Genomic DNA, 14,868 nt, shown 5'->3' with positions numbered 1-14,868 from the left:
GGTTCTCCCCGAAATCTATTTAGGTAGAGCCTTATATGAATACCTTCGGGGGTAGAGCACTGTTTCGGCTAGGGGTCCATCCCGGATTACCAACCCGATGCAAACTGCGAATACCGAAGAGTAATGTATAGGAGACACACGGCGGGTGCTAACGTTCGTCGTGGAGAGGGAAACAACCCAGACCGCCAGCTAAGGTCCCAAAGTCTATATTAAGTGGGAAACGAAGTGGAAAGGCTTAGACAGCTAGGATGTTGGCTTAGAAGCAGCCACCATTTAAAGAAAGCGTAATAGCTCACTAGTCGAGTCGGTCTGCGCGGAAGATGTAACGGGGCTAAAATATAGCACCGAAGCTGCGGCATCAAGAGAAATCTTGTTGGGTAGGGGAGCGTTGTGTAAGCTGAAGAAGGTGGTTCGAGAGGGCTGCTGGAGGTATCACAAGTGCGAATGCTGACATAAGTAACGATAAAGCGGGTGAAAGACCCGCTCGCCGGAAGACCAAGGTTTCCTGTCCAACGTTAATCGGGGCAGGGTGAGTCGGCCCCTAAGGCGAGGCTGAGAAGCGTAGTCGATGGGAAATGGGTTAATATTCCCATACTTGGATAAACTGCGATGTGGGGACGGAGCAGGTTAGGTTAGCGTACGGATGGAAGAGTACGTTTAAGTTAGTAGGTGGGTGAGTTAGGCAAATCCGGCTCACCATTAACACTGAGAGATGATGACGAGGCACCAAGGTGCTGAAGTAACTGATACCCAACTTCCAGGAAAAGCCACTAAGCGAAAGGTTTATCTAAACCGTACTGGAAACCGACACAGGTGGTCAGGTAGAGAATACTAAGGCGCTTGAGAGAACTCGGGTGAAGGAACTAGGCAAAATAGCACCGTAACTTCGGGAGAAGGTGCGCTGGCGTAGTGTGAAGTCCGAAGCGGATGGAGCATGAACCAGTCGAAGCGACGAGCTGGCTGCAACTGTTTAATAAAAACACAGCACTCTGCAAACACGAAAGTGGACGTATAGGGTGTGATGCCTGCCCGGTGCTGGAAGGTTAATTGATGGTGTCATCGAAAGAGAAGCACCTGATCGAAGCCCCAGTAAACGGCGGCCGTAACTATAACGGTCCTAAGGTAGCGAAATTCCTTGTCGGGTAAGTTCCGACCTGCACGAATGGCATAATGATGGCCAGGCTGTCTCCACCCGAGACTCAGTGAAATTGAAATCGCCGTGAAGATGCGGTGTACCCGCGGCTAGACGGAAAGACCCCGTGAACCTTTACTATAGCTTGACACTGAACCTTGAATTTTAATGTGTAGGATAGGTGGGAGACTGCGAAGCGGTAACGCCAGTTATCGTGGAGTCGTTGTTGAAATACCACCCTTTAACGTTTGATGTTCTAACGAAGCGCTCGGGACGAGTGTTCGGACAGTGTCTGGTGGGTAGTTTGACTGGGGCGGTCTCCTCCCAAAGCGTAACGGAGGAGCACGAAGGTTGGCTAATGACGGTCGGACATCGTCAGGTTAGTGCAATGGTAGAAGCCAGCTTAACTGCGAGACGGACAAGTCGAGCAGGTACGAAAGTAGGTCATAGTGATCCGGTGGTTCTGAATGGAAGGGCCATCGCTCAACGGATAAAAGGTACTCCGGGGATAACAGGCTGATACCGCCCAAGAGTTCATATCGACGGCGGTGTTTGGCACCTCGATGTCGGCTCATCACATCCTGGGGCTGAAGTAGGTCCCAAGGGTATGGCTGTTCGCCATTTAAAGTGGTACGCGAGCTGGGTTTAGAACGTCGTGAGACAGTTCGGTCCCTATCTGCCGTGGGCGTTGGAGAATTGAGGGGGGTTGCTCCTAGTACGAGAGGACCGGAGTGAACGCATCACTGGTGTTCCAGTTGTTTCGCCAGAGGCATTGCTGGGTAGCTAAATGCGGAAGAGATAAGTGCTGAAAGCATCTAAGCACGAAACTTGCCCCGAGATGAGTTCTCCCTGACAAAAGTCAGTAAGGGTTGTTTAAGACTAAGACGTAGATAGGCTGGGTGTGTAAGCGGTGTGAGCCGTTGAGCTAACCAGTACTAATTGCCCGAGGGGCTTAACTATACAACGCTGAAGGGTTTTTGCGGAGAGCGGAGGCTGAGGAGAAGCGGAAGCGAGGAAAGGCAAGAGCGCGGAGCGAGGGAAGAGAGCGAAGAGAGAAGGAAGTAGACAGCTTGTGTTAAGTTAAAAGGAAGCCGGAAAGGTTAAAGAAAGAACAAGAAGAAAGAGAAGATAGAGAATAAGCAGATACACTGTGGAAAGCAAGAGCAAGAGCAGAAAGTAGGAAAAAGCAGTGTATAGACAGGATAATCCTGGCGGCGAGAATGCAATAGCACCACCTGACCCCATGCCGAACTCAGAAGTGAAATGTTGTCATGCCGATGGTAGTGTGGGGATTCCCCATGTGAGAGTAGGTCACTGCCAGGTTTTTTATTTACTAAATACATTTCTTTAGTGTATTTAGTAAATAAAAGAATTTTTTGGCGATAATAATGCAATAGTACCACCTGATCCCATGCCGAACTCAGAAGTGAAATATTGTAATGCCGATGGTAGTGTGGGGATTCCCCATGTGAGAGTAGGTCATCGCCAATTATCTATTTACGGAGCGGTAGTTCAGCTGGTTAGAATACCTGCCTGTCACGCAGGGGGTCGCGGGTTCGAGTCCCGTCCGTTCCGCCATTTATTCTATCAATAGGGGCGTAGTTCAATTGGTAGAGCACCGGTCTCCAAAACCGGGTGTTGGGAGTTCGAGCCTCTCCGCCCCTGCCATTTATAATTTATCATTTTTTTGTTTAGTATTTTCCTAATCTGTTCATTCCTTATTGAATAGGTATTAATCTTTACTAAGATAGATTTATTCAATCCATTTGTTTCTTGATTTAATTAAACTATAAGTGTTTTTATGCACAATTTGGTATTTTAAATGACGAAGGAGCTTTCTGAGTAAAGTGATTATTAGCTTGATATTTAAAATGCACAAAAAGAAGGCATAGTAGACAAAAGTGTTGGTTTTTCTGCAAACTATGCCTCTAATGGACAAAAGTGTTGGTTTTAATTATTTCCCCTAATTATTACCAACTCTTTTTATTTAAAAAATCCTTTATAAACATAATCTTATGCTGTTTTGTTAAGCCATTATGATTATTTAATTGACGTTTTAGATGTTTAAATAATCCTTCAATCCTATTTGTCGTCTTTTCAATATTTATTTCAGTATACTTTTCAAAAGAGAATAAATAATTCATATACCATTTTACACTGGCATAAGCGCCTCTTATGTTTCGATGCTTATATGGGAAATAGCCTTTTTCATTCGCTTTTTCACTTCGTTCTTTTAAAAAAATCTCGTGCTTTAAATACCATGTATGTAAGCGAAGATAAAATTCATTTTTTGTACTTTCTGTTATTGTTTTAGTGATAATTTTTAATTCCTTACCTGCTGATGATTGATGTTTTTTTCTTAATTTTCTCATTACAATAGCTATCATATGAAATTGACACATCTGTACCGGAGTATTAAAAAGATCTTTCATTAATCCTCTTCTCCCATCACAAGTAATAGCTTGAATTATATAGCCTTTTTCTCTTAGTCGATTTAATGCTAATTTGTAATAAATATCCTTTTCTGTTCGTATAAAGTGATAACAAACTACCTTATTTGTTTTTGAATCCATCAGCACTAAAACACCAAAATAGCGACCAAAAAAGGTGGTATCCATAATAATGTTCAGGTATCGATTTTGAGGTAATTTTAAGGGTGTTTTGGGGGATTTATCTATATATCTTTGAATGGTTCTAACGGAACAATGATATTTAATTGCAAGTTGTTGATAAGTTTGTTTTCCACAAGTGTAATCAGACCAAATTTTTATTGGCTCTAATTTCTTTTTGAACGTAAATGTTTTATGGCATTGGTGACAAAAATAACGTTGAAAATTATTTAATTTGCCATGTTTCTTTATTTCTGCACTTTGGCAAAATGGGCAGTTTTTTATTCATATTTCAAAAAGAGGGCTTAAAGCCTTGTACTATAAGGCTTTAAGCCACTTTTTAGCAACAATTTTGTCTACTATGCCTTTTTATGCACAATTTGGTATTTTAAATGACGAAGAAGCTTTCTGAGTAAAGTGATTATTAGCTTGATATTTAAAATGCGCAAAAAGAAAATAGAGTTAAAATTATAGGAATCTAATAATAATTTAAAGGGCTAAGTCGTTGTAATACACGGCTTAGCCCCTTTCTTTAGTATTTAATTAATTAAGCTTTTTGCTTTTTCTGATAATCATAAGCAGCTTTAATAAATCCACTGAATAGAGGGTGGCCATCACGCGGTGTTGATGTAAATTCCGGATGGAATTGGCAAGCAACAAACCAAGGATGATTAGGCACTTCAATAATTTCAACCAATTTATTATCTGCTGACCAGCCAGTTACTTTCAATCCGGCTTTTTCAATTTGAGGTAACAATTTGTTATTAACTTCATAACGATGACGATGGCGTTCTTCAATGGTTTCTTTACCATATAATTGGCGCGCTAAGCTGCCTTCTACTAGATGACATTTTTGTGCACCAAGTCGCATAGTGCCGCCTAAGTCGGATTTATCACTACGCACTTCTACATTGCCATCAGCATCTTGCCACTCTGTAATTAATCCAATCACCGGCTGAGGACAATTTTTATCAAATTCTGAAGAACTTGCATCTTTCATTCCTGCAACGTGACGTGCATATTCAATAAGGGCAATTTGCATTCCCAAACAAATACCTAAATAAGGAATATTATTTTCACGTGCATATTGTGCGGTTAGAATTTTGCCTTCAATACCACGATAGCCAAAGCCACCAGGGACTAAGATAGCATCTAAACCTTTTAATAAATCAGTGCCTTTAGATTCAACATCTTGTGAGTCAATATATTTGATATTGACGGATAAACGATTTTTCAATCCACCGTGTTTTAATGCTTCATTGACTGATTTATAGGCATCAGGCAATTCGGTATATTTTCCAACCATCCCGATAGTGACTTCACCGATTGGATTAGCTTCTTGATAAAGCACATTTTCCCATTCAGATAGATCTGCTTCCGGACAATCAAGGTGGAAGCGTTGACAGATAAATTCATCCAATCCTTGTGATTTTAGTAATGCAGGAATTTGATAAATGGAATTAACATCTTTTAATGAAATAACCGCTTTTTCCGGCACGTTGCAGAACAGTGCAATTTTTGCACGTTCATTCGGTGGGATAATGCGATCGGAACGACAAATCAACACATCTGGTTGAATACCGATAGATAATAATTCTTTCACTGAATGTTGTGTTGGCTTAGTTTTCACTTCTCCAGCAGTTGCAATATAAGGCACTAAAGTGAGATGCATAAATAGAGTTCTTTCACGGCCTACCTGCACTGCAAGTTGGCGTAATGCTTCCAAAAATGGAAGTGATTCGATATCTCCCACCGTTCCACCGACTTCAACAATAACAACATCGTGACCAGCAGCACCTTCAATAACTTTCGCTTTAATTTCATTAGTAATATGTGGAATAACCTGAATTGTTGCACCAAGGTAATCACCACGACGTTCTTTACGCAATACTTCAGAATAGATCTTTCCGGTAGTGAAGTTATTACGTTTGGTCATTTTAGTGCGGATAAAACGCTCATAATGACCGAGGTCGAGATCCGTTTCTGCACCGTCTTGAGTAACAAAGACTTCACCGTGTTGAGTTGGACTCATTGTACCCGGATCAACGTTAATGTAAGGATCTAATTTCATCATTGTAACGTTCAAGCCACGAGCTTCTAGAATTGCTGCAAGAGATGCCGCTGCAATGCCTTTCCCTAAAGAAGAAACAACACCGCCTGTGACAAAAATATAATTTGTTGCCATTGTTTTATGCCTATTAATTTAAATGTGGATGGAATATAAAGAGATACCTGAGTATCAAGACGGGATGATAGTTTACAGGATTTAGCTAACTAACTCAATCTAAGATTGAGATCGCCATTAGGCGATCTCACGTTAAATTACAATGTTATTTGCTGATCTTTGTTATAAAGAGAGCGATAACCGAAATAAAGAGAACCAAAAACGGATAAACAAACAGCGGTACAAATCGCAATCATAATAGCAATTTGGTACAAAATAGCGGTATTAGGTAGTGTCCCGGAAAGAATTTGACCAGTCATCAAACCAGGTAAAGCGACAATACCCATTCCAACCATAGAATTTAGTGTTGGTAATAATGCACTTTCCAGAGCTTGATTGACAAAAGGTGTCAATATTTTTTGTGGTGTTACCCCAAAATTGAGTAACGCTTCAATTCGTGAACGTTCGCTTTGCAAACTTTCACGAAATGTTTTGACACCAAGATTTACCCCAGTCATTGCATTTCCCATAATCATTCCGCTTAAAGGAATAACATATTGAGGATGAAAGAAATCTTCTTTCACGACAACAAGAATAAAAAACGCTAATATGGCAAGACCGGAAAATGAAATAGAGCCGATAATAGCTAATTTAAAGCGTTGATTTAAATTAGGATTTTTTGAAAGGACTCGGTGTACAGCAAAGATGATCATTGCCAATAAATAAAGTGCTGTAAAAATAGGATGTGGATTTTTAAAAATATAGGTCAGTACAAAACCGGCAATAATGAGTTGTAACGTCATTCTAATGCTGGCAATAAACAAGAGTTTAGACTGATTGATTTCGCACTTTTTCATAATAAAAAGTACTATTAATAATAGGAGATAAACCAGACAAAAATTAAAAATCTGGATTTCGGCAATATTGTTCATAATCAATTCCTAATGAAAATAAATAATTTGATCAGCGTACTTTTGGGTTAAATTCTGATCGTGACTGATCATAATTAATGTCATTTTGGGTAAACAAAATGATTTAAAGTTATCCATAATTTGTGAGGCAACTTGTGCATCTAGTGCGGATGTTGGTTCATCCAACATCAAAATATTAGGTGAAAAACTAAGTGCAATCGCAATAAATACTCGCTGTTTTTCACCTCCGGAGAGCTGATTGACGGAGTGTTCTAATGAGAATGGAACGCAGCAAAGATCCAAATATAATTCCAGTTGTTTCTTATCAGGTAAAGTATGTTCTCTATAACGATGATATTGCTGAAAATTTTCTAAAATTGAGCCATTAAATAAATATAATTGCTGAGAAGCGAGTAAAATTTCGTGGCGTAGTTTAATTTTATCAAATTGTTGTATATCTTTGTTTTGATATAAAATTTTCCCTTGTGTAACTGGTAATGTGGCATTAAAAAGGTGAAGTAGAGTGCTTTTACCACATCCACTCGGCCCTTGAAAAAATGTTGCTTTACCTTGCTCAATATAGATATTGGGGTAATGAATCCTGTTTTGAAAAACAACGTTTTCAGCGGATAAAATAATTGACATAACATTTCCTTTTTTAAAACTTATTATGAGGAGCAATATTTATGAATTTTCAACAGATTTTGCAAACTTTGCCATCTATCGAAGGTATTCAACAAATTGATATTATAAATTCTCAAACAGAAATTGTGCATACTATTCCTGCAATCATCGGAAAGTTAGGATCTTTACGGGTATATCACGCATTAGCACAAAAATACAATGGTGAATTAGATAAAAATAGCGCACAACAAGGATTAGAGTGGTTTGCGGAACATTATCAGGATGCACTCGAAAACCCGGGAAAACATCCTAATATTGATTTGTTATTATCGGTAATTACCAACGATAAACATTGGAAAATTAAGGTTTTGAAATAATTATTTTCTTAATTTAATGGTGTTAATGGCGTGATCTTCTCCTTTTATTAAAATTAGACTTGCTCGTTCACGGGTCGGAAGAATATTTTCGTGCAGATTAACACCATTGATACTTTCCCAAATAGTTGAGGCGATTTTTATCGCTTCAGATTCAGAAAGTTTAGCGTAATTATGGAAATATGAATTCGGGTTAGCAAAAGCACCTTTACGAAATTTAAGAAAACGCTTGATATACCAGTGTTTCAACAAAGTTTCTTCCGCATCAACGAAGATAGAAAAATCAACAAAATCGGATACAAATAAATTATGCGATTTATGGCTTCGTTGTAATACATTTAAACCTTCAATAATTAAAATATCTGGTTGATTAATTTCAGTATATTGATCGGGAATAATGTCATAAGTCAGATGGGAATAAACAGGTGCTTTTACGCTTTCTTTGCCTGATTTAATGTCTGAAACAAACTGAATTAAAGCTTGAGTATCGTAAGAAACAGGGAATCCTTTTTTGCTTAATAAATTTAACTGCTTAAGTTTTTTCAGTGAGTATAAAAAACCATCTGTAGTAATTAAATCAACTTTTCTTTCCGGCTGAGTTAAAAGTGTCTGTAAAATACGAGCCGTTGTGCTTTTACCAACAGCAACACTACCGGCAATACTGATAATATAAGGTACTTTTGGCTTTTTTATACCAAGAAACCGTTCTATAACAGCGTGGCGTTGTAAATTTTCATCAATATAGTAATTTAATAAACGAACTAAGGGTAAATAGATAGAACGAACCTCATTTAAAGAAAGTTCATCATTAAAGCTAAGTAGCGGTTTTAGATCCTGTTCTGTTAAAGATAAAGGGAAAGAATTTCTTAGTGTAGCCCATTGTTCCCGTTCAAATACTAAAAACGGTGAAAAATCATTAGTATTGTGCTTATTCACAATATCCTTCTTATTTGATGAAAATAATAAAAAACAGTGAAATCTATGTTATAGAAAGTGAACAAAAAAGGCAAAATGAATATTTGTAATAAGATAAAACGACATTAAAAAGGATTAAAACGATATAAGATCGATTTAATCCTTTTATTTTATAATGGCTTATTTTATCAAAGCAGATTTAAAGCCAGAAAACATAGGCAAAAGTAGCGATAAGGAATACGCAGAAAATATTGAGGATAATTCCTGCTTTGACCATCTCTTGTTGTTTAATTTGACCCGAACCGAATACAATTGCATTTGGTGGAGTTGCCACTGGAAGCATAAACGCACAAGATGCACCTAATCCGATAATTAAGGCAAGACCGATTGCTGGTACACCTAAAGCTTCTGCAATAGAGATGAAAATAGGCACCAATAATGCAGCACTCGCAGTATTGGAAGTGAATTCAGTTAAGAAAATAATGAAAGCAGCAACAACCAAACCAATAATGTAGAAATGTCCGTCTTGAATTAAAAAGACAATACCATCAGCCATCACTTTGCTTGCACCGGAATCTTTCAACACAGCACTTAGTGTTAAACCGCCACCAAAAAGCATTAACACACCCCATTCTGTGTTGTCTTGGATCTGTTTCCAATTCGCCACGCCGGTGATGCAGATTAAGACTGCCGCCAACAATGCGATAAAGCTGTCAAAGCTAGCAATTTTTCCGGATAATCCCAATAATGATGCCAACATAGGATTAACAGAGCTACTGAAAATCCAACATAGTGCAATAAAAACGAAAATAGCTAAGGTAATGAGACGTTGACGATCAATCTCAATCTGTTCAAATTCAAATTTAAATGATTTTTCAAATTTTGGACGAAAAACAAGATATAACGCAGCAATCATTACCGGCATTAATAAAATCATTATTGGCAAGCCGTATCCCAACCATTGTGAGAAATTGAGGTGTAATTGAGAGGCAACAATCGCATTCGGTGGGCTACCAACTAATGTTCCCATTCCGCCTATACTAGCACTATAAGCAATCCCTAATAAAACGAACACATAAGTATTGTGTTGTTTCTGTTGATCGAGATTAGACAAAATCCCCATTGCCAATGGCAACATCATTGCAGCAGTGGCAGTGTTGCTCATCCACATTGATAAAAAAGCAGTGACTACAAACAGATAAATGACTGCTATCAATAAATTTCCTCTGGCAAGAGACATAATTTTATTAGCAATAAATCGATCTAATTTTTGAATATGTAATGCAGTTGCCAACGCAAAGCCACCAAAGAAAAGAAAAATTGTTGGATCAGCAAATGCAACGAGCGCTTTTTTAGTATCAGTTAGCCCCATAGCAACGGCTAAAATCGGAATTAATAGTGCGGTTACAGTCACGTTTAACGCTTCCGTCAACCATAGGATTCCAACGAAAACCAATAAAGTTAAACCTTTATTGACTTGAGGTTCAAATGGTAGACTAAATAGTAAAATTAATGAAATCAGAATATCTATGCCTAAGATTAAACTTGATCTGCTCCAAACTGTTGGAGACTTGTTGTTTGTCATAATGTATCCTCCTTTACTTTACGAGCATTATTTAATTTTCAATATACCAAATAGCAATGCTTTCGTCAGAAAGTAAATCCAGAATTGTGAGCTAGTGAACAACTTTTCTGTCACTTAAATTTTTTCTGCCCATTTTTGTATTAAAAAACAACAAAAATTTGTTCATTTTTTATTTTTATATAGTTTTGATCACATAAATAAATTTATTTTTCTAAAAATCGTCATCAAAAATGTGATCTCGCTTACAAATTTGTTCTTTTTCAATCAAATTGTGATTTTTTATTTTCTTTTTGAGTTAAAATAAAGCTAAATTTTCGTATTGGAATAATTTATTGTGTGTTGGGGGCTTCAAAAATGACAAATCAGCAAGTAAATACGACCTCTCCGCAATGGGAAACCGATGTCATCATCATTGGAGGCGGGGCAACCGGCGCAGGCATTGCGCGTGATTGTTCGTTACGGGGACTTCGCAGTATTTTATTGGAACGTCGTGATATTGCGACCGGTGCTACCGGACGTAATCACGGTTTATTACATAGTGGTGCGAGATATGCGGTTAATGATCACGAATCTGCAGAAGAGTGTATTAAAGAAAATATGATCTTGAAACAGATTGCGCGCCATTGTGTGGAAGATACCAAAGGGCTATTTATTACTCTACCGGAAGATGATCTCAATTATCAAAAAACATTTATTGAGAGTTGTCAAAAAGCAGGCATTGACGCAGTTCAAATCGAGCCGGATTTGGCAAAACGTTTAGAACCGTCAGTTAATCCAGCTCTGATTGGGGCAGTGGTTGTGCCGGACGGTACTGTCGATCCATTCCGTTTGACCGCTGCAAATATGTTAGATGCCAAAGAAAATGGAGCAACTATTTTAACTTATCACGAAGTAACTAGATTAATTCGTGAAGGAGATAGCATTATTGGCGTAGAAGCATTTGACCATAAACGAAAAATGAATATAAAAGTTTATGCCAAGATTGTGGTTAATGCTGGCGGTATTTGGGGACAAGGGATTGCTGAATATGCTGATTTAAAAATCAAAATGTTTCCGGCAAAAGGTTCATTATTGATTATGGGACACCGTATTAATAATTTGGTGATTAATCGTTGTCGTAAACCGGCGAATGCTGATATTTTAGTGCCAGGGGATACCATTTGCGTTATCGGTACAACTTCCGACCGTATTCCATATGATCAAATTGATAATATGATTGTCACACCACAAGAAGTGGATGTTCTGTTTACCGAAGGTGAAAAATTGGCACCGTCATTACGTCATACTCGTGTATTGCGTGCTTATGCCGGAGTGCGTCCATTGGTTGCGAGTGATGATGACCCGTCAGGACGTAATGTTAGTCGTGGTATTGTGTTGTTGGATCACGAAACGCGGGACGGATTAAAAGGATTTATTACCATTACCGGTGGTAAATTGATGACTTACCGTTTAATGGCAGAGTGGGCAACTGATTTAATTTGCAAGAAATTAAATCATCAAGCTGAGTGTAAAACTGCGAAACAGCCATTGCCGGGATCACAAGAAACTGCTACTGAAACTCACCAACGTATTATTTCTATTCCAAATCCAATTCGTATTTCTGCTATCTACCGCCACGGAGCTAGAGCGGATCGTCTATTGGCTGAACAACGTTTGGATCGTAGTTTGGTTTGTGAGTGTGAGATGGTGACTGCTGGTGAAGTACGTTATGCTTTAGAAGAGTTAGATGTAAATAATTTGGTTGATTTACGACGCCGTACTCGAGTCGGTATGGGAACTTGTCAGGGAGAACTTTGTGCCTGCCGAGCAGCAGGTTTAATGAGTCGTTTTAATATCATTTCTGCACAGCGTTCTACTACTCAACTTTCTGCTTTCTTAGAAGAGCGTTGGCGTGGAATTGAGCCAATTGCGTGGGGTGATGCAATTCGTGAGGCTGAGTTCAGTAGTTGGATTTATTATAGTTTGCTCGGACTAAAACAAGTGAATACGCAATCAACAGACGAGGGGACAGACACAAATGAATTTTGATACTCTTATTATTGGCGGTGGTTTGGCTGGATTACTTTGTGGTATCAAATTACAACAACAAGGACAGCATTGTGCCATCGTAACAACCGGACAAAGTGCTATTGATTTTTCTTCTGGTTCTTTAGATTTATTAAGTTTTTGTGATGAAAAAGCCGTTAACGTTTTGGCTACTGGAGTAACTGCACTAACCCAATCTGCACCACAACATCCTTATAGTTTAATCGGTGCGGAAAAAGTGTTACGTTATGCAAGAGATTTCCAGCTGTTGGCAGAACAATTACAACTCAATTTACAAGGTGAGCAAACAAAAAATCATTATCGTGTTACTCCGTTGGGATCATTGCACCCGGCGTGGCTATCACCGAATAGCGTACCAACTCTAGCAATGGATGATCAGTCATTTTCTTATCGTTCATTAATGATTCTTGGTATTGAAGGTTATCACGATTTCCAACCACATTTACTAGCTGCAAATTTAAAGACACTGCCTCAATTTGCTGATTGTGAAATTCGCCACAGTTTTTTACATATACCGGAATTGGATCATTTACGTACCAATGCACGTGAATTTCGTAGTGTCAATATTTCACAGGTGTTGGAACATAAGTTAAATTTCCAACAGTTAGTACAGGAAATTAAAAATGCTGCCGGTAGTGCAGAAGCAGTTTTTTTACCAGCTTGTTTTGGCATTGATGACGACAACTTGTTTGAACAACTCAGACAGGCGACTGGTTTGCCACTATTTGAATTACCAACCTTACCGCCTTCATTATTAGGATTGCGCCAACATTATAAATTACGCCGTGAATTCCAACGTTTAGGTGGCGTATTAATGAATGGTGACACTGCATTGAGAGGTGAGTTTGAAAATGGTCGTGTTAGTAAAATTTATACCGCATTAAATGAAGAAATTGCACTTAGTGCTAAAAATTATATTTTAGCGAGCGGAAGTTTCTTCAGTAATGGTTTAGTAGCTCATTTTGAAAAAATTATAGAACCAGTGTTTGACTTAGATTTAATCGCCGATAGTGATCGTTTGCGCTGGACTGCACACCGCTTCTCTGATCCACAACCATATCAATATTATGGCGTAAAAATTAATGCACATTGCCAAGTGGAGAAAGAAGGACAAGTTGTGCCTAACTTATTTGCAGTAGGTGCAGTTATAGGTGGTTTCAGTGGCTTAAATGATGGTTGCGGTTCGGGCGTTTCTATCGTTACTGCCTTTAATGTTACTGATTATATTTTGGCGGGAGGTCAACAATGAATTTACAACAATTAATTGCTCAAGCTGAACAAACTCAACAACAACCTTATCAAGATTCTAGTTTTGAAAGTTGTATTAAATGTACTGCTTGTACCGCCGTTTGTCCGGTTTCACGCAATAATCCTTTTTACCCCGGTCCTAAACAAGCGGGACCAGATGGTGAACGTTTACGTTTAAAAAATCCTCTTCTTTATGATGAAGCATTAAAATATTGTTCAAACTGTAAACGTTGTGAAATTGCTTGCCCATCAGGTGTGAAAATCGGCGATATTATAGTGCGTGCGCGTGATCATTATGGTAAAGGAAAAGGCAAATCAAAAATTCAAAAATTAAGAGATGCTATTTTAAGTAATACTGATTTAATGGGAACATTGAATACGCCATTTGCACCGGTGGTTAATACTATTACTGGTTTGAAAGCAACACGTTTCTTATTAGATAAGACCTTAAAAGTGGATCATCGTCGTAGTTTACCAAAATACTCTTTTGGTAGTTTCCGTAATTGGTACAAAAAAAATGCGGCACAACGACAATCTTTATATAAAGATAAAGTAGCGTATTATCACGGTTGCTATGTTAATTACAATAATCCGGAATTAGGTAAAGAGTTGATTAAAGTCTTTAATGCAATGGATGTTGGTGTTGTGTTATTAGAAAAAGAAAAATGTTGTGGTTTGCCATTAATGGTGAATGGCTTTCCAAAACAAGCAACTCGTCAAGCGGATTTCAATATTCAACAACTTGAAAAAGTGATTGAAGATAAGAAATTAGATGTAGTTGGCACTTCATCAAGTTGTACATTAACTTTAAAAGATGAATATGAACATATTCTTGGTCGAGATAATAGCAAAATAAAAGATCATATTAATTTGGTTACTCGTTATATTTATAAATTATTGGAAAGTGGTGAAAAAACCTTGCCACTAAAACCATTACCGTTACGAGTTGCATATCATACCGCCTGTCATATGGAAAAAGCGGGTTGGGTGCCTTACACTGTTGAATTAATAAGAAAAATTCCGGGATTGGAATTGGTGATGCTTAATTCTCAATGTTGTGGTATTGCTGGAACTTATGGCTTTAAATCTGAGAATTATGAAACTTCACAAGCAATAGGTAATTCTCTATTTTCCCAAATTGAGGCTGGTAACTTTGACTATATTATTTCCGATTGTGAAACCTGTAAATGGCAAATTGATATGTCAACCAGCCGAACCTGCTTACATCCAATAACATTATTGGCGATGGCATTGGCATAA

At 38.2% G+C, this 14,868-nt stretch carries 10 protein-coding genes, 2 tRNA genes and 3 rRNA genes (1 of these 15 cut by a window edge); 9 read left to right on the top strand and 6 right to left on the bottom strand.

Annotated features, from left to right (window positions below; translation table 11 throughout):
* The 5 genes from ACXPAV_RS09390 to ACXPAV_RS09370 form a co-directional block, all read left to right on the top strand.
* Nucleotides 1–2,092 (top strand): 23S ribosomal RNA (locus ACXPAV_RS09390) (it extends 805 nt beyond the left edge of the window).
* Between the two features lie 247 nt (nucleotides 2,093–2,339).
* Nucleotides 2,340–2,455, top strand: a 5S ribosomal RNA gene (gene rrf / locus ACXPAV_RS09385).
* 52 nt (nucleotides 2,456–2,507) lie between these two features.
* Nucleotides 2,508–2,623 (top strand): 5S ribosomal RNA (gene rrf, locus ACXPAV_RS09380).
* Between the two features lie 10 nt (nucleotides 2,624–2,633).
* Nucleotides 2,634–2,710: transfer RNA gene (locus ACXPAV_RS09375), tRNA-Asp, on the top strand.
* Nucleotides 2,711–2,724: 14 nt separating this feature from the next.
* A tRNA-Trp gene (locus ACXPAV_RS09370) sits at nucleotides 2,725–2,800 on the top strand.
* Between the two features lie 302 nt (nucleotides 2,801–3,102).
* Here the strand turns inward: ACXPAV_RS09370 and ACXPAV_RS09365 are convergent.
* From ACXPAV_RS09365 to ACXPAV_RS09350, 4 genes are all read right to left on the bottom strand, one after another.
* Nucleotides 3,103–3,993 (bottom strand): IS256 family transposase, variant Zn-binding type, encoded by an 891-nt coding sequence (locus ACXPAV_RS09365; protein WP_458004415.1) that lies wholly within the window; start codon nucleotides 3,991–3,993, stop codon nucleotides 3,103–3,105.
* Between the two features lie 295 nt (nucleotides 3,994–4,288).
* The gene (gene pyrG, locus ACXPAV_RS09360) at nucleotides 4,289–5,926 is read right to left on the bottom strand and encodes a glutamine hydrolyzing CTP synthase (RefSeq protein WP_458003341.1); all 1,638 of its coding nucleotides are present in this window, start codon (nucleotides 5,924–5,926) and stop codon (nucleotides 4,289–4,291) included.
* A 137-nt stretch (nucleotides 5,927–6,063) separates the two neighbouring features.
* The gene (locus ACXPAV_RS09355; RefSeq protein WP_039174662.1) at nucleotides 6,064–6,837 is read right to left on the bottom strand and encodes an ABC transporter permease; all 774 of its coding nucleotides are present in this window, start codon (nucleotides 6,835–6,837) and stop codon (nucleotides 6,064–6,066) included.
* Nucleotides 6,838–6,846: 9 nt separating this feature from the next.
* Nucleotides 6,847–7,461: an ABC transporter ATP-binding protein gene (locus ACXPAV_RS09350; protein WP_039174660.1), complete on the bottom strand. Its 615-nt coding sequence runs from the start codon at nucleotides 7,459–7,461 to the stop codon at nucleotides 6,847–6,849.
* A gap of 41 nt (nucleotides 7,462–7,502) precedes the next feature.
* Here ACXPAV_RS09350 and ACXPAV_RS09345 point away from each other — a divergent pair, with 41 nt between their 5' ends.
* Nucleotides 7,503–7,817: a DUF2322 family protein gene (locus ACXPAV_RS09345; RefSeq protein WP_039174658.1), complete on the top strand. Its 315-nt coding sequence runs from the start codon at nucleotides 7,503–7,505 to the stop codon at nucleotides 7,815–7,817.
* Here ACXPAV_RS09345 and coaA read toward each other — a convergent pair whose 3' ends face one another.
* Together coaA and ACXPAV_RS09335 are read right to left on the bottom strand one after the other, a co-directional pair.
* Complete coding sequence (gene coaA / locus ACXPAV_RS09340) at nucleotides 7,818–8,750, bottom strand: type I pantothenate kinase (protein ID WP_458003340.1); 933 nt, start codon at nucleotides 8,748–8,750, stop codon at nucleotides 7,818–7,820.
* A 178-nt stretch (nucleotides 8,751–8,928) separates the two neighbouring features.
* Nucleotides 8,929–10,314, bottom strand: a complete 1,386-nt coding sequence (locus ACXPAV_RS09335) for a DASS family sodium-coupled anion symporter (RefSeq protein ID WP_458003339.1) — start codon at nucleotides 10,312–10,314, stop codon at nucleotides 8,929–8,931.
* Between the two features lie 354 nt (nucleotides 10,315–10,668).
* Here ACXPAV_RS09335 and glpA point away from each other — a divergent pair, with 354 nt between their 5' ends.
* From glpA to glpC, 3 genes are read left to right on the top strand one after another with little or no spacing between them, the layout of a single operon-like run.
* Nucleotides 10,669–12,342: an anaerobic glycerol-3-phosphate dehydrogenase subunit A gene (gene glpA / locus ACXPAV_RS09330; protein ID WP_039174652.1), complete on the top strand. Its 1,674-nt coding sequence runs from the start codon at nucleotides 10,669–10,671 to the stop codon at nucleotides 12,340–12,342.
* Nucleotides 12,332–13,609, top strand: coding sequence for a glycerol-3-phosphate dehydrogenase subunit GlpB (glpB, locus tag ACXPAV_RS09325; RefSeq protein WP_335799946.1), 1,278 nt, complete (start codon nucleotides 12,332–12,334; stop codon nucleotides 13,607–13,609). The genes glpA and glpB overlap by 11 nt, the downstream gene beginning before the upstream one ends.
* Nucleotides 13,606–14,868, top strand: coding sequence for an anaerobic glycerol-3-phosphate dehydrogenase subunit GlpC (glpC, locus tag ACXPAV_RS09320; RefSeq protein WP_458003338.1), 1,263 nt, complete (start codon nucleotides 13,606–13,608; stop codon nucleotides 14,866–14,868). Before glpB ends, glpC begins: the two co-directional genes overlap by 4 nt.

The organism is Gallibacterium sp. ZY190522 (assembly GCF_054166015.1).
Note: the sequence above shows the minus strand (reverse complement) of the source record. Positions and strands in the feature narration are given on the sequence as shown.

Bases quoted from the DNA above. Each gene is read 5' to 3' on its own strand.
- pyrG (WP_458003341.1), bottom strand. From the start codon at position 5,926: ATGGCAACAAATTATATTTTTGTCACAGGCGGTGTTGTTTCTTCTTTA.
- ACXPAV_RS09355 (WP_039174662.1), bottom strand. From the start codon at position 6,837: ATGAACAATATTGCCGAAATCCAGATTTTTAATTTTTGTCTGGTTTAT.
- ACXPAV_RS09350 (WP_039174660.1), bottom strand. From the start codon at position 7,461: ATGTCAATTATTTTATCCGCTGAAAACGTTGTTTTTCAAAACAGGATT.
- ACXPAV_RS09345 (WP_039174658.1), top strand. From the start codon at position 7,503: ATGAATTTTCAACAGATTTTGCAAACTTTGCCATCTATCGAAGGTATT.
- ACXPAV_RS09335 (WP_458003339.1), bottom strand. From the start codon at position 10,314: ATGACAAACAACAAGTCTCCAACAGTTTGGAGCAGATCAAGTTTAATC.
- glpA (WP_039174652.1), top strand. From the start codon at position 10,669: ATGACAAATCAGCAAGTAAATACGACCTCTCCGCAATGGGAAACCGAT.
- glpB (WP_335799946.1), top strand. From the start codon at position 12,332: ATGAATTTTGATACTCTTATTATTGGCGGTGGTTTGGCTGGATTACTT.
- glpC (WP_458003338.1), top strand. From the start codon at position 13,606: ATGAATTTACAACAATTAATTGCTCAAGCTGAACAAACTCAACAACAA.